The sequence below is a fragment of the Pseudoclavibacter sp. JAI123 genome, from assembly GCF_013409665.1.
GTDB lineage: Bacteria > Actinomycetota > Actinomycetes > Actinomycetales > Microbacteriaceae > Pseudoclavibacter.
This window is the reverse complement of the sequence record NZ_JACCCM010000001.1, coordinates 1142969-1161305: the sequence shown is the minus strand read 5'-3', so window position 1 is coordinate 1161305 and position 18337 is coordinate 1142969. Positions and strand designations below refer to the sequence as shown.

General features: G+C 67.8%; 13 protein-coding genes. 4 read left to right on the top strand and 9 right to left on the bottom strand.

All coding sequences use genetic code 11. The annotated features are described in order from the left end of the window. Positions 1-125: 125 nt before the first annotated feature. Positions 126-1454 carry a DNA repair protein RadA gene (gene radA, locus HDC34_RS05475; RefSeq protein WP_179556172.1) on the top strand — a complete coding sequence of 443 codons (1329 nt, stop codon included), beginning with the start codon at positions 126-128 and terminating at the stop codon, positions 1452-1454. Positions 1455-1613: 159 nt separating this feature from the next. Here the strand turns inward: radA and HDC34_RS05470 are convergent, their stop codons facing one another. The 3 genes from HDC34_RS05470 to HDC34_RS05460 form a co-directional block, all read right to left on the bottom strand. After that, positions 1614-3908 carry a bifunctional UDP-sugar hydrolase/5'-nucleotidase gene (locus HDC34_RS05470; protein WP_179556171.1) on the bottom strand — a complete coding sequence of 765 codons (2295 nt, stop codon included), beginning with the start codon at positions 3906-3908 and terminating at the stop codon, positions 1614-1616. 122 nt (positions 3909-4030) lie between these two features. Further along, on the bottom strand, positions 4031-4678 hold the full coding sequence (locus HDC34_RS05465) for a hypothetical protein (protein WP_104311025.1): 648 nt from the start codon (positions 4676-4678) through the stop codon (positions 4031-4033). A gap of 90 nt (positions 4679-4768) precedes the next feature. Continuing rightward, positions 4769-5272: an amino-acid N-acetyltransferase gene (locus tag HDC34_RS05460; protein ID WP_104311024.1), complete on the bottom strand. Its 504-nt coding sequence runs from the start codon at positions 5270-5272 to the stop codon at positions 4769-4771. Between the two features lie 67 nt (positions 5273-5339). On the opposite strand from HDC34_RS05460, the gene HDC34_RS05455 reads away from it, so the two are divergent. Beyond that, positions 5340-6266: a Ppx/GppA phosphatase family protein gene (locus HDC34_RS05455; protein ID WP_104311023.1), complete on the top strand. Its 927-nt coding sequence runs from the start codon at positions 5340-5342 to the stop codon at positions 6264-6266. A gap of 171 nt (positions 6267-6437) precedes the next feature. On the opposite strand, the gene HDC34_RS05450 is transcribed toward HDC34_RS05455, so the two are convergent. Further along, positions 6438-7727 (bottom strand): MFS transporter, encoded by a 1290-nt coding sequence (locus HDC34_RS05450; RefSeq protein ID WP_179556170.1) that lies wholly within the window; start codon positions 7725-7727, stop codon positions 6438-6440. Positions 7728-7851: 124 nt separating this feature from the next. On the opposite strand from HDC34_RS05450, the gene HDC34_RS05445 reads away from it, so the two are divergent. Next, complete coding sequence (locus HDC34_RS05445) at positions 7852-8187, top strand: PadR family transcriptional regulator (RefSeq protein WP_104311021.1); 336 nt, start codon at positions 7852-7854, stop codon at positions 8185-8187. 1 nt (position 8188) lies between these two features. Beyond that, positions 8189-9139 (top strand): permease prefix domain 1-containing protein, encoded by a 951-nt coding sequence (locus HDC34_RS05440; RefSeq protein ID WP_179556169.1) that lies wholly within the window; start codon positions 8189-8191, stop codon positions 9137-9139. 176 nt (positions 9140-9315) lie between these two features. On the opposite strand, the gene HDC34_RS05435 is transcribed toward HDC34_RS05440, so the two are convergent. From HDC34_RS05435 to HDC34_RS05415, 5 genes are all read right to left on the bottom strand, one after another. Further along, a complete protein-coding gene (locus HDC34_RS05435; RefSeq protein ID WP_104311019.1) occupies positions 9316-11847 on the bottom strand; it encodes an ATP-dependent Clp protease ATP-binding subunit in 2532 nt (843 codons plus the stop codon). A 201-nt stretch (positions 11848-12048) separates the two neighbouring features. Further along, on the bottom strand, positions 12049-12708 hold the full coding sequence (locus HDC34_RS05430; RefSeq protein ID WP_179556168.1) for a hypothetical protein: 660 nt from the start codon (positions 12706-12708) through the stop codon (positions 12049-12051). A 252-nt stretch (positions 12709-12960) separates the two neighbouring features. Further along, entirely contained in the window at positions 12961-15528 is a 2568-nt protein-coding gene (locus tag HDC34_RS05425) for a LuxR C-terminal-related transcriptional regulator (RefSeq protein WP_179556167.1), read from the bottom strand. A 182-nt stretch (positions 15529-15710) separates the two neighbouring features. Then, complete coding sequence (locus HDC34_RS05420) at positions 15711-16946, bottom strand: hypothetical protein (RefSeq protein ID WP_179556166.1); 1236 nt, start codon at positions 16944-16946, stop codon at positions 15711-15713. Positions 16947-16989: 43 nt separating this feature from the next. Then, entirely contained in the window at positions 16990-18279 is a 1290-nt protein-coding gene (locus tag HDC34_RS05415) for an MFS transporter (protein ID WP_104311015.1), read from the bottom strand. Between the last annotated feature and the right edge of the window lie 58 nt (positions 18280-18337).

Here is an 18337-nt window from a genome sequence, read left to right as displayed (position 1 = left end):
GGCTCCCCGCGTCGTGGGGGTGCACGCAAGGGGCGCGTACGGCGGTGAGCCTCCCCAGGATAAGGACTCTTCGCCGTGAGCGCGTGCTGGGCTCGGTTGTCGGTGGTCGCGCCTAGCCTTGACGCATGCCTCCCAAGACCAAGCAGCAGCCAGCGTTCAAGTGCACCGAATGCGGTGCCGCGTCGCTGAAGTGGTTCGGGCAGTGCCCGGAATGCCAGGCCTGGGGCACGCTCGTCGACCGCTTCGAATCGCAGACGGCCGGGCGCATCCAGGCCGCCACGATCAGCGAGTCGCGTGCCGCACGCCCCATCACCGAGGCCCCCGTCGACAACGTCGCGCACCTCCCGACGGGAATCGGCGAGTTCGACCGAGTCCTGGGTGGTGGCCTCGTCCCCGGCGCCGCCATCCTGCTGAGTGGCGAGCCCGGCGTCGGCAAGTCGACGATCCTCCTCGAGCTCGCCTCCCGGGTCGCTGCGAAGGGCACCACCGTGCTGTATGCGTCCGCCGAGGAGTCGGTGAACCAGGTGCGGATGCGCGCCCAGCGCACCAACGCCCTGCACGACACCCTGTACCTCGCGAGCGAGACCGACCTGTCGACCGTGCTCGGACAGATCGAGCGCCTCGACCCCGGCCTCATCATCGTCGACTCCGTGCAGACCGTCGCGAGCGACACCGTCGACTCGCTCGCGGGGCAGCCGAGCCAGGTCCGCGAAGTCGCATCCGCCCTCATCCGCGTCGCCAAGACCAGGGGCGTGCCCGTCATCATCGTCGGCCACGTCACGAAAGACGGCACCATCGCCGGCCCGCGCCTCCTCGAGCACCTCGTCGACGTCGTCGCCCACATCGAAGGCGACCGCCACACGGCGCTGCGGTTCGTGCGCACGATCAAGAACCGCTTCGGCCCGACCGATGAGGTCGGCTGCTTCGAGATGACCGGCGAGGGCATGACCGAGGTGCCAGACCCGTCCGGCCTGTTCCTCAGCGAGCGCCCGGAGCCGGTCAGCGGCACGTGCGTGACCGTCGCGCTCGAGGGCCGGCGCGCGCTCCCGGTCGAGATCCAGGCGCTCGTGCAGAAGACCAACGCCCCCAACCCACGCCGGGTCACGAATGGCGTCGACACGAGCCGCGTCGCGATGCTGCTCGCCGTGCTCGAGCGGCGCACCAAGCACAAGCTCTCCGAGTACGACGTCTACGTCTCCACCGTCGGCGGGGTGAAGCTCCAGGAACCGGCGGCCGACCTCGCCATCGCGATCGCCATCGCCTCCTCCATCCGCAACCGTCCGGTCCGCGACGGCACCGTCGTCTTCGGCGAGGTCAGCCTCGCCGGCGAGATCCGCCGCGTCGCATCAGCGAACCTGCGCGCGGCTGAGGCCAAGCGCATGGGCCTCGCACACGTCGTCGACCCTTCGATCGGGAGCATCGACCGCGCCCTCACCGCGGCGCTCGGCAACTGACCGAGGCCGACCCGCGGCGCCCACTCGCGATCCTGCGCGGCTGCGAGCGCGCGTGGGAACGGCTGGGCCCTCCTGGAGCATGCACGCGAAAGGCCCGGAGCAGTTGCTCCGGGCCTTTCGCGAGTCAGCCGGAGGCCGACTCAGTGCTGTGTCCGAGGACTACGCGTCGCTGCCTGCGCGGCGACGAAGCAGCATCGCGGCTCCACCGGCGACGAGGAGCGCAAGCGCGCCGGCGATCGCGGCGAACATCGCGGTCTCGTCTGAGCCGGTCGTGGCGAGATCGCCACCGTCTGCCGCAGGCGTCGTCGCGGTCGGAACCGGCGCTGCGGTTGCAGTCGCGGTCGGCTCGGCCGTGGCGGTGGGCTCGGCCGTGGCCGTGGGTTCCGGCGTCGCGGTCGGCTCGACCAGCGGCGGGACGATGACCGGCAGGGACACGCTGGCACCCGACTGGCTGGCGAGGAACGCGAGACGCGACTCCGAGGTCTCCGCGATGCCGTTCTCCGGAACCGTGAAGGTGAACTCGACCTGGTTCGGCGTCGCGAGGTCAACCGTCTGCGCGCCGAGCTCCATCTGACCGATCCAGCCGACGATCGACAGGTTCTGCGTGAACCCCAGCGAGGTCAGGTTGAACTTGCCGACGGAGAGCGTGTAGGTCTCCCCGGCGACGAACGTGTTGTTCTCGGGCAGGCCGACGATCTCGAAGCCGTTGCGCTTCGTGTCCGGCGTGACGCCCTCCGGGGAAGCCGAGGTCTCGCCGCGGATCCAGGTCACGAACGCGTCGAGGTCGATGAGGCCCGTGTCCTGCACGCCGACGTTGTTCGCCAGCGAGTGGAAGTTGTCGCCGCCTGCCGCGAGGAACGTTGGCATGACGAGGTTGTAGGTCTCGTCCGGCTGGACGGGCTCGTCGTTGATGGAGAGGCCCACGATGCGGTCCATGCGGGGACGCGAGCTGTCGAAGATGTACGTGAAGTTCTCGCTCAGGCCGAGCTGCAGGTAGGGGCGCGAGGGCACTTCGCCGCTCGCGGTCAGCTGCCACTGCTCCTCGAGCACGTTCTTCACGTCGACGCCCTTGAGGGAGACGACCGAGAGGTTGTTCGCGAACGGGATGACCGTCGCGGCCTCCTTGTAGGTGATCTGGCCGTCGTTGTCGAGCAGGTCAGCGCGCAGGCCACCCGGGTTCATGATGGCCGCGTCGACGTCGCGTCCAGTGGCTGCCACCGTCTCGAGCATCGACTGCGAGATGATGCCGCCGAGCGACGACTCCTCGGCGCGGTTGTCAGCGGTCGTGACGACGCCGCCAGAGGTGGTGCCATCTTCAGCGACCGTCAGCGAGCCGGGCTCGTAGTCCTTGCCGCGCGACAGGTCGCCGGTCTGCGTGCCGATGACCTCGGCACCGAGCACGTCAGCCTCGGCGACTGCGGCGTCGCGGATCGTGCGGATCTCCGCGAGGCGCGGGTCGGAGGCGATGCTCGCGGGCGCCGGGTTGGTGGCGCCCTCTTCCTCTGCGTCGAACGTGTCGAAGCTCGGGACGACCGAGCTGTCAGACTTCGTCACGTTGCCGGACGCGTCGACCGTGAGCACGACCTGCGCGATGTTCTCCGCGTACTGGCCGGCCTGGATGACGGGACGGGTGGATGCGCCGTTCGGCGCGTCGTAGGCGTACTCGCGGTGCGTGTGCGCGTTGAAGATCGCGTCGACCTCAGGAGCCGTGTCCTCGACGATGTGACGGAAGGTGTCCGACTGCTCGTTGTCAGCGATCGGCGCGTCGTCGAGCGGAGCACCCTCGTGGTACGAGGCGACGATGATGTCGGCGGCGTTGCTCGCGGTCAGCTCGGCAGCGACCTCGTTGACCGCTTCGACGGGGTCGCCGAAGGTCACGCCGGCGATCCCAGCTGGCGAGACGAGGGCCGAGGTCTCCTCGGTGACGGCGCCGATGACGGCGACCTTGAGGCCGTTGACCTCGAAGATGGCGTGCGTATCGAACGGGTGCGAGCCGTCTGCGAGCGTGACGTTCGCCGCCAGGTCGGGGCCGTCGGTCGCCGAAGCGAGGCGACCCGTCGCGTCGTCGATGCCCTTGTCGAACTCGTGGTTGCCCTGCGTCCAGGCATCCACGCCCATCGTGTTGAGCACGTCGATCGTGGGCTGGTCCTGCTGGATGGAGGACTCGAAGAGGCTCGCGCCGACGGCGTCGCCGTTCGAGATGACGAGGCTGTTCTCCTCGCCGAAGCCCTGCTGCGCCTGCAGCACGGTGGCGGCGAAGAGGTCGGCGTCGAGGAAGCGACCGTGGAAGTCGTTGAAGCCGACGAGGTTGATCTGCTTCGCGCCCGCGGTGGGCTCGATGAAGCTTGGGGAGAGCACGGCGGCCCCCGCTGGGGCAGCGAATGCGGAAACAAGAGCTGCCGTGCCGAGAACGGCGGCGGCAGCTGTTGCACGCTTGCGAGTGGGCGTCGTCATGAGTCTCCTGGCGATCGACTGAGGGACAGAATCGTGCGGAACGAGACGATAGTCTCAGCTCACACTGTCTTCAAGGTTAACGTTCAGGGGATTATCGCGAAACCCCGTCGTCAGGTCTCGGGTCAGTCCAGGACGAAGGTCGCGGGCTGCGACGCGATGCCGTTGACGCTCACGACGAGCTGGTAGTAGGCGCCCCCGGCGACCGCATCCGCCCGATCGGTGCCGCACGTGTCGAGCGACGAGCGCTCGCGCACCCAGCTGATGGGCGGGGCCGTGATCGACTGGCCCGCGCCGATCGTGACGATCTCGTCAGCCGGGTCGGTCTGGCAGTGCGACGAGACCCAGATGACGTCGGCGCCGCTCGAGATCGTGTACACCTGCACGGCGGTGCCGACGTTCATGACGCACGGCTCCGCGCCGGTGTTGGCGATCGAGAGTGAGAGCTGCGGCTGGACGTCCGGCGCGTAGCTGGTGGCGTCGAGCACCGCAGACACGACCAGCTCCGGCGCCGCGCACTCGGCCGGTCCCGTCGGTGTGGGCGTGGGGGTCGGTGTGGCGGCGGGTGACTCACCCGTCTCGGCGGACGCCGATTCGCTCGCGGCAGCGGACGGGGAAACGGATGCGGATGCGCCGCCCTGCTCGTCTCCTCCGGCCCCGACGAGACTCGAGACGCCCCAGATCAGCAGGCCGATCACCAGCACGCAGAGGATGAGGAGCGCCAGCCGCCGACGGCGGTAGACGGCCTTGCTTGGTCTGCGGGTCGAACTCACTCGCCAAGGGTACGGACCCGGTCCTGCGACGCCCGTGAGGCGCACCGGCCGCCGTGGCGAAGCGGCCGACTGCGGAGGTCGGTGACGCGCTCAGAGCACCTTCAGCATGCGCGTATTGCCCAGCGTGTTCGGCTTGACGTGAGCGAGGTCGAGGAACTCGGCGACACCCTCATCAGGGGACCGGCGCATCATCTCGTACGTCTCCGCGTCGACGATCTGCTCACCCACCACCACGAAGCCGTGCCGTTCGAAGAAGCTCGTCTCGAAGGTCAGGCAGAAGAGGCGCTCGAGGCCGAGGTGGCGCGCGTCCGCCATCAGGCGATCCAGGATCACGTGCCCGACGCCGGTGCCGCGCACGGAGTCAGCGGTCGCGATGGTGCGCACCTCTCCCAGGTCGCGCCACAGCACGTGCAGAGCCCCGCACCCCACCAAGCGGCCCCGCTCATCCACAGCGACCCGGAACTCCTGCACCGCCTCGTAGAGCGTGACGAGCTCCTTCCGCAGCAGCACATTGCGGTCGACGAGCGGCTGGATCAGCTCGCTGATACCCACGATGTCGTGCGTGGTGGCCCGCCTGATGGTGATCTCCTGCATCCGTCAAGCCTACGCGCGAGCACCTGGCCGGGAAGCCGGGCGCGACAGCACGGGTAACATCCAGGGCATGCGCCTTGGAGTTCTCGACGTCGGATCCAACACCGTCCACCTCATCGTGGTCGACGCCCACCCCGGCGCGAAGCCCGTGCCGGAGACGTCGCAGAAGAGCATCCTGCGCCTCATGCGGTACCTGCAACCAGACCGCTCGATCTCCGACGAAGGCGTCGCCAAGATCATGGACGCCATGCACCGGGCCGCCGACGCCGTCAAGAAGAGCAAGCTCGACCACTTCATGCCGCTCGCGACCAGCGCCATCCGCGAAGCCAAGAACGGCCCGGAACTGCTGAAGCGCATCCACAAGGAGACCGGCATCGACCTGCAGGTCATGACCGGCGAAGAGGAGGCCAGGACGACGTTCCTCGCCGTCCGCCGCTGGTTCGGCTGGGCAGCCGGTCGGATCATGCTCGTCGACATCGGCGGCGGCTCCCTTGAACTGGCCGTCGGCGACGACGAGCTCTCCGAACACGCCATCTCCGTGCCGCTCGGCGCGGGACGCAGCACCGTCAACTTCCTCCACAACGACCCGCCCACCGAAGACCAGGTGGATGAGCTGCGCAAGTACGCGCGCAAGCTCATCAAAGAAGCAGCGGAGACGTTCGAAGGCGCCCGCCCAGACCAGTTCGTCGGCTCGTCGAAGACCATCCGCTCCCTCGCCCGCCTCGCCGGGTCGTCTATCGACGGCATCGGAGCCGGGCAGCGCACGACCCTGCAGAAGTGGCAGCTCGACGACTGGGTGCCGCGGCTCGCGAAACTGCACTCGGAGGCGAGGCCCGCACTGCCCGGAATCACGACCGACCGCGCGCTGCAGATCGTCGCGGGCGGCGTCGTCCTGTCCGAGGTCATGCACGTCTTCGACATCAGCCAGCTCGACGTGTCCCCATGGGCCATGCGCGAAGGCGTGCTCCTCGACTACCTCGACCGCCTGCCGCGGTAGGTCAGCGCGTCGCGCATCCTCCCCATTCGGGATGCACAACTCACTTCGTTGCAGGAAGGTTCCCCAAACGAAGCGACTCTTCCATCCCGAGACTTCGGCATGGGTGTCGACGCGGGCTTGGCGCCGCTGACGCGGGCTCAGCCGTCAGCGCCGCTGACGCGGGCCCAGCTACTAGCGCCGCTGACGCGGCACGTGCTTCGGGATCTGCCAGCCCATGAGCGCCGCTCCGACGAACCCGAGCACGCCGAGCATCCCAGACGTGAACGAGATGGATACCAGGGCCGTCGCCGCCGCGACGATGACCGGCACCGACGCAGCCGACGAGTCGGTGATGAGCCGCCACGCGCCGAGGAACGGGGCTGGGTCCTGCCTCGGCGCGAGATCGGCGCCAAGCGTCATGAGGATGCCAGAGCCGATGCCGTTCGCAAAGCCCAACCAGACCGCGAGCGCCGTGAACCACAGCTGAGAGGTGTCACCGGCGAGGTCATGCGTGAACGCGAGGGTGAGGAAGCCAGCGCCCAGGCCGAGCAGCGCCGGAACCGCGCCCCACACCCGCCCAAAGCGATCCATCACCCAGCCGGACACGAAGAACAGCGCGAAGTCGACGCCCGCGCTCACGCCGATGACCAGCACCGCGGCCGCGGTATCCATGCCGATCGAGAGCGCCCAGAGCGGCAGCATCACATTCCGAGCAGCACGGAGCGCTGCCATGATGCCCGCCCCCGTCCCGAGCCGCACGAGCACTCCCGCGTTCGCCCGGATGGTGGCGAAGACACCGAGGCGCTTCGGCGGCAGCGATCCGACGGCTCCTGCGCCAGCGTCCGGCACCACCTTCGCGGAGTGCGAGGGCCGTGCGACCGTCTCCGGGTCGGGCGCGAAGAGCAGGATGAGGGCGGCGATGGCCCCGCAGACGATGAACACCCAGAACCCGTACTGGGGCGCATCGAACAGCACGAGGATGCCGGCGATGATGAACGGGCCGACGAAGAACCCTGCCCGGAAGACCCCGCCGAGCGTCGACAGCACGCGCGCCCGGTAGCGCAGCGGCACGTAGGTCGTGAGGAACGCGTGACGTGCGAGGTTGAAGTTGGCGGCCGAGATGCCGATGATCACGACCCCGACAAGCAGCATCCAGGGCGCTACGGCAAACGCGCACAGCAGGATGCCGATGAGGCTCACTCCGAGCGCGGCGAGCATCGCGCGCTTCTCCCCCAGCCGCTGAACGACGGCACCGGCAGGCAGGTCGCCGATCATCTGACCGATCATGAGCGACCCCGCGATGAAGCCGGCGAACTCGATCCCCGTGCCGAGCGAGACGGCGACGGTCGGGATGATGGGGATGATCGCGCCCTCGCCGATCGCGAAGACGAACGACGGCAGGAGCGCCAGCAGGGTCACCTGCGTGAGCGTCGCCTCCTTCTTCGGCTTGCCGTTCGGCGAGGAAGAGGGGGATGCAGGCACGCCCTCCAGCGTAAGCCCGCGGTGCCACCGGCCGTGGCGCACTGCCCCTCATGAACTTCGGGTCCCGTAACTCACAACACCGTGCCATTGACGACAGTGTGCGTCACACACTATGGTGTGATTCATGAGCGATGACGAGACCCACGACATCCACCTGCAGGAGCTCCGCAGGGGCACCGTCGTGCTCGCCTGCCTCCGCCTCCTCGCCGAGCCCGGCTACGGCTACGGCCTCCTCGAAGCGCTGCAATCCCGTGGCTTCGACACCGACGCGAACACCCTCTACCCGCTTCTTCGCAGACTCGAGAAGCAGGGACACCTCACGAGCGAGTGGAACACCGACGAGGCCCGCCCTCGCAAGTTCTACCGCGCGAGCCCGGCAGGTACAGCGCTCGCGACCGCGATGACCGCAGAATTCCGCTCCCTCGCCGAGGCGATCGAGCATCTCCCAGAAGGGGCCTGACATGACCGCCATCAACGACACCCTGACCGAGCGCTACGTCAGCGCCTCGATGCGCACCGTCCCCGACGACCAGCGCGCCGACCTCGAAGCCGAGTTGCGAGCGTCCATCCAGGACCTTGTGGATGGACGCATCGAAGCCGGTGAAACCGCCAGCGCCGCCGAGATCGCCGTCCTCACGGAACTCGGTGACCCGGAGCTGCTGGCAGCGAGCTACACCGACCGGAAGCTGTATCTGATCGGACCGCGCTACTACCTCATGTGGTGGCGCCTGCTGAAGGTCCTGCTGTGGATCATCCCCGCGTGCGCGGCGCTGGGGGTCGCGATCGCGCAGACGCTGCTCGGCAGCAGCATCGGGGAGATCATCGCGGAGGTCGTGGTGATCATCCTCAGCGTGATCATGCACGTCACCTTCTGGACGACGCTCGTGTTCTTCATCCTCGATCGCACTGACACCCCCACGGGCGACGGCAAGTGGAGCGTCGATGACCTGCCAGAGATCCGCCAGACGGGGGCCGGAGCGTCCGAACTCGTGGCGTCGCTGGTGTTCCTCGTGCTCGGAACTGGTGCGATCGCGTGGGACCACTTCGTCGGATTCGTGCCGACGCAGCCGGGGCTGTCGTTCTTCGGTCAGGACCTCTGGCCGTGGTGGGCACTGGGGTTGCTCGTGTTGTTCGTCTTCGAGGCCGTCTACAGCGTGGCCCTGTACCGGACGGGACGCGTCACGCTGCCTCTCGCCTGGGCGAACGCGGTGCTCGCTGTCCTGTTCATGTCGCTGCTGCTCACGGCGCTCGGTCGCGGCCTGCTCTTGAACCCGGACTTCTTCGCCACGGTCATCCCGAGCGCAGACAGCGCGGCGACCGTGACGACGATCGTCTCGGTCCTCGTCGCCTTCGGGGTCGTCACCACCAGCGTCTGGGACATCTGGGACGGCTTCCGGAAGGCCACACGCTAGCCAGCGGTCACGCGCCACGATGGGGGCACCGCGAGCTGCCACGGAAGGTCGCTCCGAGCCGCGGACAACACCCCTTTGGGGCAGCTCGCCGAGCAGGCAGGAACAGAGGAACGCCGGCACGACGAAGCCCCCGCATCCAATGGATGCGGGGGCTTCGGCTCGCGTACGGGTGCGGGTTACGCGGTCGGCGCGTCGCCCTCGCCTGCGTCGGCGATGATGCCCTCAGCCTGGGAGGTGACTCCGCCGGCTGCGACCGTCTCGGGGACGAGGCGCTTCGAGACGTTGAACACGAACTCGCCGTCCGGGTAGTCGACCTCGACGTGGTCGCCGGCCTTGAGCTCGCCGCGAAGGATCTTCTCGGAGAGGAGGTCTTCCACTTCGTGCTGCACGGCACGACGCAGCGGGCGGGCGCCGAGCGTCGGGTCGAAGCCGACCTTGATGAGCTTGCGCTTGGCGAGCTCGGTGATCTCGACGGTCATGTCGCGGTCGAGCATGCGCTCGCTGAGGCGACCGATGAAGAGGTCCACGATCTGCAGCAGCTCGTTGGTGGAGAGCTGCGGGAAGACGATCGTGTCGTCGACGCGGTTCAGGAACTCCGGCTTGAAGTGCTTCTTGAGCTCTTCGTTGACCTTCGACTTCATGTTCTCGTACGACACCGACGCGTCGCCTTCGAGCTGGAAGCCGACGGGACCGCCGGAAATGCCCTTCGTGCCGAGGTTGGTCGTCATGATGATGACCGTGTTCTTGAAGTCCACGACGCGACCCTGGCCGTCGGTGAGACGTCCCTCTTCAAGCACCTGGAGGAGCGAGTTGAAGATGTCCGGGTGAGCCTTCTCGATCTCGTCGAACAGGACCACGGAGAACGGCTTGCGGCGCACCTTCTCGGTGAGCTGGCCACCCTCTTCGAAGCCGACGAACCCTGGAGGGGCACCGAAGAGCCGGGAGACGGTGTGCTTCTCGCCGAACTCCGACATGTCGAGCGAGATGAGCGCCGACTCGTCGTCGAAGAGGAACTCCGCGAGCGCCTTGGCGAGCTCTGTCTTTCCGACACCCGTGGGGCCGGCGAAGATGAACGAGCCGGATGGGCGGTTCGGGTCCTTGAGTCCGGCGCGCGTGCGGCGGATGGTCTTGGACAGAGCGGCGATGGCTTCGTTCTGGCCGATGACGCGCTGGTGCAGGGCATCTTCCATGAAGACGAGGCGCGCGGTCTCTTCCTCGGTGAGCTTGAAGACGGGGATGCCGGTGGCCTGCGAGAGGACCTCGGCGATCAGGCCCTCGTCGACGGTGCCGGTCGACTTGACGTCGCCCGATTTCCACTGCTTCTCGAGGCGGAGGCGCTCGCCGAGCAGGTTCTTCTCGTCGTCGCGCAGTGACGCGGCGCCTTCGAAGTCCTGCAGCTCGATCGCCTGCTCCTTGTCGGCGCGGACGATCGCGATCTTCTCGTCGAGTTCGCGCAGCTCAGGCGGCGACGACAGCACCGAGAGGCGCAGGCGTGCGCCGGCCTCGTCGAGCAGGTCGATCGCCTTGTCCGGCAGGAACCGGTCGGAGACGTAGCGGTCAGCGAGGGTGGCCGCTGCGACGATGGCGTCGTCGGTGATGGACACCTTGTGGAACGCCTCGTACTTGTCGCGGAGGCCCTTGAGGATGTTGATCGTGTGCGCGATCGACGGCTCTTCCACCTGGATGGGCTGGAAGCGTCGCTCGAGCGCCGCATCCTTCTCGAAGTGCTTCTTGTACTCGTCGATCGTGGTGGCACCGATGGTCTGGAGCTCACCTCGTGCGAGGAGCGGCTTCAGGATGCTCGCGGCGTCGATCGCGCCCTCGGCGGCGCCCGCACCCACGAGGGTGTGGATCTCGTCGATGAAGACGATGATGTCGCCGCGCGTGCGGATCTCCTTGGTGACCTTCTTGAGGCGCTCTTCGAAGTCACCGCGGTAGCGGGAGCCGGCGATGAGCGAGCCGAGGTCGAGCGAGTAGAGCTGCTTGTCCTTGAGCGTCTCGGGCACCTGGCCGGTGACGATCGCCTGGGCGAGGCCTTCGACGACGGCGGTCTTGCCGACGCCGGGCTCGCCGATGAGGACCGGGTTGTTCTTCGAGCGGCGCGACAGGATCTGCATGACGCGCTCGATCTGCTTCTCGCGCCCGATGACGGGGTCGAGTTTGCCTTCGCGAGCGGCCTGCGTGAGGTTGCGGCCGAACTGGTCGAGCACGGCGGAGCCCTGGGCTGCCTGCTGCGGCTGGTCTGCGCCGGCAACAACCTGCTCTTTGCCCTGGAAGCCGCTCAGCAGCTGGATGACCTGCTGGCGCACGCGGTTGAGGTCGGCGCCGAGCTTCACGAGCACCTGGGCTGCGACACCCTCGCCCTCGCGGATCAGGCCGAGCAGGATGTGCTCGGTGCCGATGTAGTTGTGGCCGAGCTGCAGGGCTTCGCGGAGCGAGAGCTCGAGCACCTTCTTGGCGCGCGGCGTGAACGGGATGTGCCCCGTCGGACGCTGCTGCCCCTGGCCGATGATCTCCTGGACCTGCTCGCGAACGGCAGGCAGCGAGATGTCGAGGGATTCGAGCGCCTTGGCGGCGACCCCTTCACCCTCGTGGATGAGGCCGAGGAGGATGTGCTCGGTCCCGATGTAGTTGTGGTTGAGCATCTTCGCCTCTTCTTGGGCGAGGACGATCACGCGCCGGGCGCGGTCGGTAAATCTCTCGAACATCCGTTTCTCCTTCGACTCCCTGACCTCGACACCTGGCTACAGGGTCGGGGGCCGTGTACACCGAGAGTAACGGCGACCACCCCCGAAACCCTCCCCTGTTCGCCCTGGGCGTGCGGATGCATACCCACGGCACACGGAAGCGCCGCCGCGGGTCCGGTCGGACCGTGCGGCGGCGCCTTCGTCTCTGTCAGCTTGTTCGCGTCAGAGCGCGGACGCACCCTGGACGAGGTCGGTGTCCTCCGGCGCTGCTGACCGCGATCGTGAGCTGCCGTTCGGCGAGACGGGGCCACGAAGGAACGTGATGTCAGTGCCGTTGACATTGACAGACCGCCGTGCCCAGACAGCGGAGCCCGAGACGGCATTGCTCGTGGTCCGGAAGACGAGGTTGTTGTTGAGCTCGGTGATTGTGTTCGTGGCGGTGATCGGCAGCTGGTAGGTGATCTTGAAGCCGCGCACTGGCACGCCGATGTCCGATGGCGTGCTGATGCCCTGGTCGACCGGGAGGGTCCACGCGCCGCTGTCGCCTGGACGCACGGCCCAAGCGACCGCGTCTGTGTCTCGCAGGTAGAAGATGATCGAGACGTTCGTGATCTGGTCGCCGACCTTGGTGTCGGTGATCCAGAGTCCGCGATCAGGTCGTGAGCCGCGACCGTCGAGCGTGATGCGCCCGTCGGACCACTGCACTTCGACCCAACCTTGGAGTCCGCGCTTGGACATCGAAGCGGCGAATGCGGGAGCGGCGGTCGTCAGCGCGATGACGGGGGTGGTCCACGCGGCGGCGCGCAGCACGGAGCGGCGGGTGGATGTGCCAGCAGCGTTGGATGCGGCGGGAACGGCTTGGGAGCTGGGGGTTTCAGACAAAGGGGAACCTCTTCGGCGCATCGGGGTAAGTGCATCCGCGCCGGAGTGGCGCGTCCTGCGCTGACAGGTCCCATCGGACGTGCCAGGCGGATCAATAGCACCCCGAGCACGGGACCCTCAGGTACGAAGTCACCCCGGACTTCACCCTAATTTGTAGATACAAATAAACGACTGACCATTGACCTTGTCAGCAACGAAGAAACCACCCCGGGGTTCACCCCGAGGTGGCTTGCGCGCGAAGATCGAGACGGCCTAGTCGTCACTTCGGTCGCGGAGGAGCCCAAGCGACTCCGCACGACGGAGGGCCTCCGGCCGGGAATGCACGCCGAGCTTCTTGTAGGCCGAGCGCAATTGCGTCTTCACGGTGTTGGGCGAGACGAACAGCTCCTCCGCGATCCGGGCCGGCGACGCGTGCCGGGCCAACGCGTGAACCACGACTCGCTCACGCTCCGTGAACTGCGGCATCGCACTCACTTCCTGAATGGTGGTCGCGACGTCGAGTGCGTCGAACATCGCGACATCGTCCGCGCCACCCGACTCGCGGCTCAGCGTTGCGAGCGCCTCTCGATCGCTGTCCGGCAGCAACAGCAACGGCGAGACCAGTCCGTACTCGCGCCCGAGGCTGGAGGCGAGGCCGACCATGCTGAGGGCGACCTCCCGATCCCCCGCACGAAGCGACGCGGCGGCGCCGAGCGCGTGCACCGACATGCGCATCCTCGGAGTCTTCACGAAGTCGAGCGACCGCGACACGAGCCGCATCGATTGGTCGGCGTCTCCATCGACGAGGGCGAGCAGCGCCCTCGCGGGGAGGGTGCGGAAGTCGTCCGCCGCGTACCCGTCGAGCAGCTTGCGAGCCCTCGCGGGGCGCCCGGCTGCAAGCCACAGCACCACCAGGAACGCCTTCACTCTGAAGATCCCGAGGCTCTCGGCGCTCCCCGGGGTGGCGAGTGGACCGTCGAGCATCTCCTCGACGCGTCTCGCTTCAGCGAGTGCCTCGCCCTGCGCAAGCCGCGCGAGCATGATGGGCTCCTGCAGGTGCGGCCACAGGTCGGAGGTGACGGTGTGGCGCTCGATGTCTTCGAGAGTGGCCCGAGCCAGTGCCCACTCCCGGTCCTCGAGGTGTCCGTACGCGCGCGCGATGTGCCCGAACGTGCCGAGATGCCCTCGCTCGCTGGTGGCTGCCCAGGCCCCGTCATCGATCTGCGCGAGCATCGCCCGCGCCGCGGGCATGTCACCGTCGATGGCCTTGTAGCCGGCCGCGTCCGAGAACGACAGGTTGCGTGAGCTCTGCGACTGCGGAACGACGAACGTGCTCGCGACAGCCGCGTGCGCCCCTTTGACATCTCCGACGAGGAAGAGAGAGAGCGCAGCACCCCGCGTGAAGACCGGAGAGAGCGTCGTCGACGAGCCTGCTGCCCCCTGCGCGGCAACGAGGTCGAGCACTTGCCGCGCGAGCTCCGCTGACTCCTGGTAGCGGCCGAGCGTCCGCGACGCGAAGACCTTGAAGCAGAGGTACTCGGACCGCCGTTCCGGAGACAGGCCGTTCGGGATGCGCATCCCGGCGGCGATCTGCAGCAAAGGCTTCGCCCCGCTGCGCAGGACGGGGTTGGCGAGACGCGCGAGGCCGAGCACGAACGCGAGGATCGGGTATGCGACGAGGACCTCCTGCGGGAGGTGCCGCAGGCGCGACTCGTAGCGGTCGGTCGTATACGCCTCGACGACCGAGAGCAGGAGGCGCGCGCAGATACGCGAGGCGAGCTCGTAGTCCCCCACCTCGAGGGCGAGGTCGAGCGCCCCTTCCGGGTCACCGTTCCCTCCCAGCCAAGCGGAGGCGATGGAGGCCGCCCGCTTGTATTCGGCCGGCGATTCGGTGCGCAGCTCCTCGTGGAGCGCCTCGCGCAGCGCGGTCACGTACTGGAACGCACGACTCGTGCGCGTGAACGCGATATGCCTCCCGAACCCGTCGGCTTCGAGCACTCGGATGGCCGCGTCAGGGTCGGTGTGCGGGACGAGCATGCGCGCCAGCGACGTGTCGAAGTACGGGACGACGCTGGTGATGCGGGCGAAGTTCGCGAGCTCTTCGCTGGGCAGCTGCCCCGAGAGATTGGTCGAGTTGAGAGCATTCTCTCGCCAGTGGGCGGCGCGGGGGCCCGACCGCGAAAGCTCGAGGACTGCTGCGCGAACGGCGATCGCGTAGCCGCCAGTCGCCTCGTACACGTCGCGGGGAGCCGCATAGCGGCTCTCGCCGACGACGAGCTTGAAGAACTCGTCGACCTCCGCCTCGGTGAATTCGAGGTCGACGTTGGTGATGACCTGGACACGACCCTGCAGCTGCAGCCGCTGCTGGTCCAGTGCCGTTCGCCCGCGGGCCGCGACGATGGCGCGCATGCCAGGTACGTGCTCGGTGCCGCGCAGCAGGTCCTCGTCGATGACGCGTGCGAGGTCCCCGAGGCGCTCGTAGCCGTCCAGGATGATCGTGAACGCCCCCTCGCCGCGCATCGCGGCGATGAGGTCTCGCTTCTCGAAGTCGTCGGAGTTGATGAGCGTGAGGAGGTCGTCCAACTGGAGGCTGGTGACGAACCCCTCTCGGAGCGCGGCGCGTGCGATCTGCTCCCAGACGCTGTTGCGTGTCGTCGTGGATGCGCCGAAGGTGACCCAGAGCAGACGCCCGGTAGCTCGGCCCGCATCGACCCACATGCGCAGGAGCGTGGTCTTGCCGTACCCGCTCGGCGCCTGCAGGAGTGTGATGCGAGCTGAGTCGTCGTCAAGCGCGCACAGGAGCCGCTCCCTGATCAGCAGCTCACGCCTCGTTGCGTGCATCCCGTTCACCCCAGCCCAAACTTCATGAGTATTCACCTACCAAATGGATGGTCATGACTCTAGCCCGAGAAAGCGAGTTTGACGAGATCCGGACATTTGAGCATTTGCCGGGATTTTCCCCTGCGGGAGCTATGCGCAACTCGTACAGCCCGGTTAATGCCGGGACGGGTGCGTGAAGCTGGTCAGCGCTGCGCCGCGCAGACCTGCGCCGCGGCGGTCGGAGCATTCGCGCCCTTAAGGCTGGCGGCCCAAGCCATCTCGAGGTCGCGTGAGAGGTCAGGCCATTGCGAGCCCGACCAGAAGCCGCAGTCCCGCACCCCGAACTTGAGCTCGAAGACGCCGAACCCGGTGAGGTTGTTGCCCACGAAGTTGACACTGAAGTCGCGGTTGGTCTGCTGCAACTCGGGAACCAGCTGCATGAGCTCAGGCCACTCGGCGGTCTCGCGGAACGTCTTCGCCGCGTCGGCGGACTTGACGCCCTCCATGGTGTCGTCGAAAGCGGTGACGTTCACCTGGGTGCTGCCCGCCGAGGAATCGTCCACTCTCACGTGCACGCTCGCGAGCTGGTCCGACTCGTCGAACACGGCTCTCGTCTCCCGAACGAAGGCGATCTGATCAGCGGTGGGCAGCGCCGACTGGACGAACTGGCCCGTCGTGAACGGGGCGAGGCCCATGAGGTCCCACTCCCCCGTCGCGGCACCGGGATCGTCGAGCGAGCGGGCGGCGTCGAGCAGCTGCGCGGTGCGCGCGTCGTCGTCGCGCTCGTCGCTCGAGAGCTCGACGACGACAAGACGACCGCGAGCCGCCGAGGTGAGCGCGGGCGCGCCCGAGGCCGTCGGGGTCGCTTCCGGCGCGGAGACCACCGGCGAGTTCGTGAGAGGCGCCTCGTCCTGAGCGAACTCACCCTGCTGCGAGGCCCGGTCTGCGGAAGGGTCACCCGCGGTGTTGTCGGTGGCCTCGAACATCCCGGCCGTCACGGGCGCTGAGTAGGTGCGGGTCGAGATCGACTCGAACCCCACCGCGACGAGCTGGCGCCAGTAGGCGAGCTGCGCGTGGAGCGCTTCCGGGGTCGGCAGGTCGAAGTACGAGTAGGCCGAGCCCGCGAGGCGGAGCTCGACCGCGCCCGGATACTGACCCTGCCCGAGCTGGACGGTCGGGAACGTCGACGCGAAGTCACCGATATCGGCGAGCTCGTCGTCCGTCACGTCGTCGGTCAGCGTGACGACGAGGTCGATCTTCACCGCTCCGTCGACGGGCGGCCGGTCAAGGCTCGACGCCTCGACGCCCGGAAGTGATCGCAGGGTCTGATTGAAGGAGTCGAGGGCCGACTGGACGGCCGGGAAGGGCCCGGACGCGCATCCGGCGAGCATCGTCATCATGACGGCCGCGATTAGGGCAGGCAGGAGAGAACGCGGCATCGTCAGCACCCTCCTCCGCGTCCTCGATCCAGCACGATGCCGATCAGGTTACGCCGCGCTCCCCGGAGCTATCTGGGTGCTCCCTCAGAGCACCCGCTCGACCCACGTTGACCAGTGACCTCCAGACGAGCGCCAGGATGAGGATGCTGACCCCGAACGCGACCCAGATCGTCGCGACGATGCCGAACCCCTGGCCGATGAGCCCGCCCACGAACGTCCCGATCGCCATCCCGCCGATCATGCCGAGGAAGTAGACGCTCGACACCCGGCCGCGCATCCGGCTCGGCACGGCACGGCCCCGGATCGTGCTCGCGAGCGTTGCCCAGATGACCGTGTACATGCCGAAGACGAACATGGTCGCGCCAGCGACGATGACGTTTGCTGTCGCCGCGAGCACAAGATGGAGCACGGTCTCGAGCGCGAGGCAGGCGCGCATGAGGCTCGTGTAGGAGAACCGACGCTCGAGGCGGGCATAGAACGCCGTGCCCACCAGCCCACCTAGCGCCGAGACGGCGAGCAGGAGGCCGTATCCGGCGTCGTCGAGCCCCAGGCGCTGCTTCGCGTAGAGCACGAGCACCCCGTACGTCATTCCGTAGGTGATGTTGAAGGCGAAGAGGATGATCGCGAGCGTGCGCACCGGCGGGTTCTGCCACAGCCAGGCGAAGCCCTTGGCGATGTCGCGGCGCACGCGTGCGACCGAGCGCACCGTCTCGATCGGCCCCGTCGTCGCCGTCGAGACCGGTGGCGACGTGATGCGCGAGACCAGGACCACGGCGAAGAGCAGTGCCACGACCGTCACGCCGTACGGGATCGCGTGCGCCGCGGCGAACAGCGCCCCGCCGATCGCGGGTCCGGCCAGCTGGTTCATGACGGTCTGGCTCGCGATGAGTCGCGAGTTCCCGATGCCGAGCTCCTTCGAGGGCACGAGGTCCGGCACGATCGAGGTCCACGCGTTGTCGGTGAACACCTCGGCCGAGCCGACGAGGAACAGGGCGACGTAGAGGACCGGCAGGTTGATGGTGTCGGTCAGCACAAGCGCGCCGATGATCGCCAGCATCAGGACTCTGCTCAGAGCCCCCGCGACGATGATCGCGACGCGAGGAAGACGGTCGGCGACGACACCGGCGAAGAGACCGAACACGAGCCACGGGAGCTGCTGGACGACGAGCGCGAGCGAGACGAGCAGCGGGTCACGGGTGAGGCTCGCGACAAGCAGCGGCCCCGCCGCGATGAGGATGCCGTCGGCGAGGTTCGAGAACAGCGAGGAAGACAGCAGGAACCGGAACGGCGTGCCGAGCGGCTTGGGCGACGCCCAGTTGAGCAGGAATGACATGGGTCGGGTCCAGACGACGAGAACTGACCCCCTCGTCAGCGAGGAGGTCAGGATGGAG

Excerpts from the sequence above, each read along its gene's own strand:
- radA (WP_179556172.1), top strand. The coding sequence starts at position 126 with ATGCCTCCCAAGACCAAGCAGCAGCCAGCGTTCAAGTGCACCGAATGC.
- HDC34_RS05415 (WP_104311015.1), bottom strand. The coding sequence starts at position 18,279 with ATGTCATTCCTGCTCAACTGGGCGTCGCCCAAGCCGCTCGGCACGCCG.
- HDC34_RS05460 (WP_104311024.1), bottom strand. The coding sequence starts at position 5,272 with ATGCAGGAGATCACCATCAGGCGGGCCACCACGCACGACATCGTGGGT.
- HDC34_RS05425 (WP_179556167.1), bottom strand. The coding sequence starts at position 15,528 with ATGCACGCAACGAGGCGTGAGCTGCTGATCAGGGAGCGGCTCCTGTGC.
- HDC34_RS05455 (WP_104311023.1), top strand. The coding sequence starts at position 5,340 with ATGCGCCTTGGAGTTCTCGACGTCGGATCCAACACCGTCCACCTCATC.
- HDC34_RS05420 (WP_179556166.1), bottom strand. The coding sequence starts at position 16,946 with ATGCCGCGTTCTCTCCTGCCTGCCCTAATCGCGGCCGTCATGATGACG.
- HDC34_RS05470 (WP_179556171.1), bottom strand. The coding sequence starts at position 3,908 with ATGACGACGCCCACTCGCAAGCGTGCAACAGCTGCCGCCGCCGTTCTC.
- HDC34_RS05445 (WP_104311021.1), top strand. The coding sequence starts at position 7,852 with ATGAGCGATGACGAGACCCACGACATCCACCTGCAGGAGCTCCGCAGG.
- HDC34_RS05435 (WP_104311019.1), bottom strand. The coding sequence starts at position 11,847 with ATGTTCGAGAGATTTACCGACCGCGCCCGGCGCGTGATCGTCCTCGCC.
- HDC34_RS05440 (WP_179556169.1), top strand. The coding sequence starts at position 8,189 with ATGACCGCCATCAACGACACCCTGACCGAGCGCTACGTCAGCGCCTCG.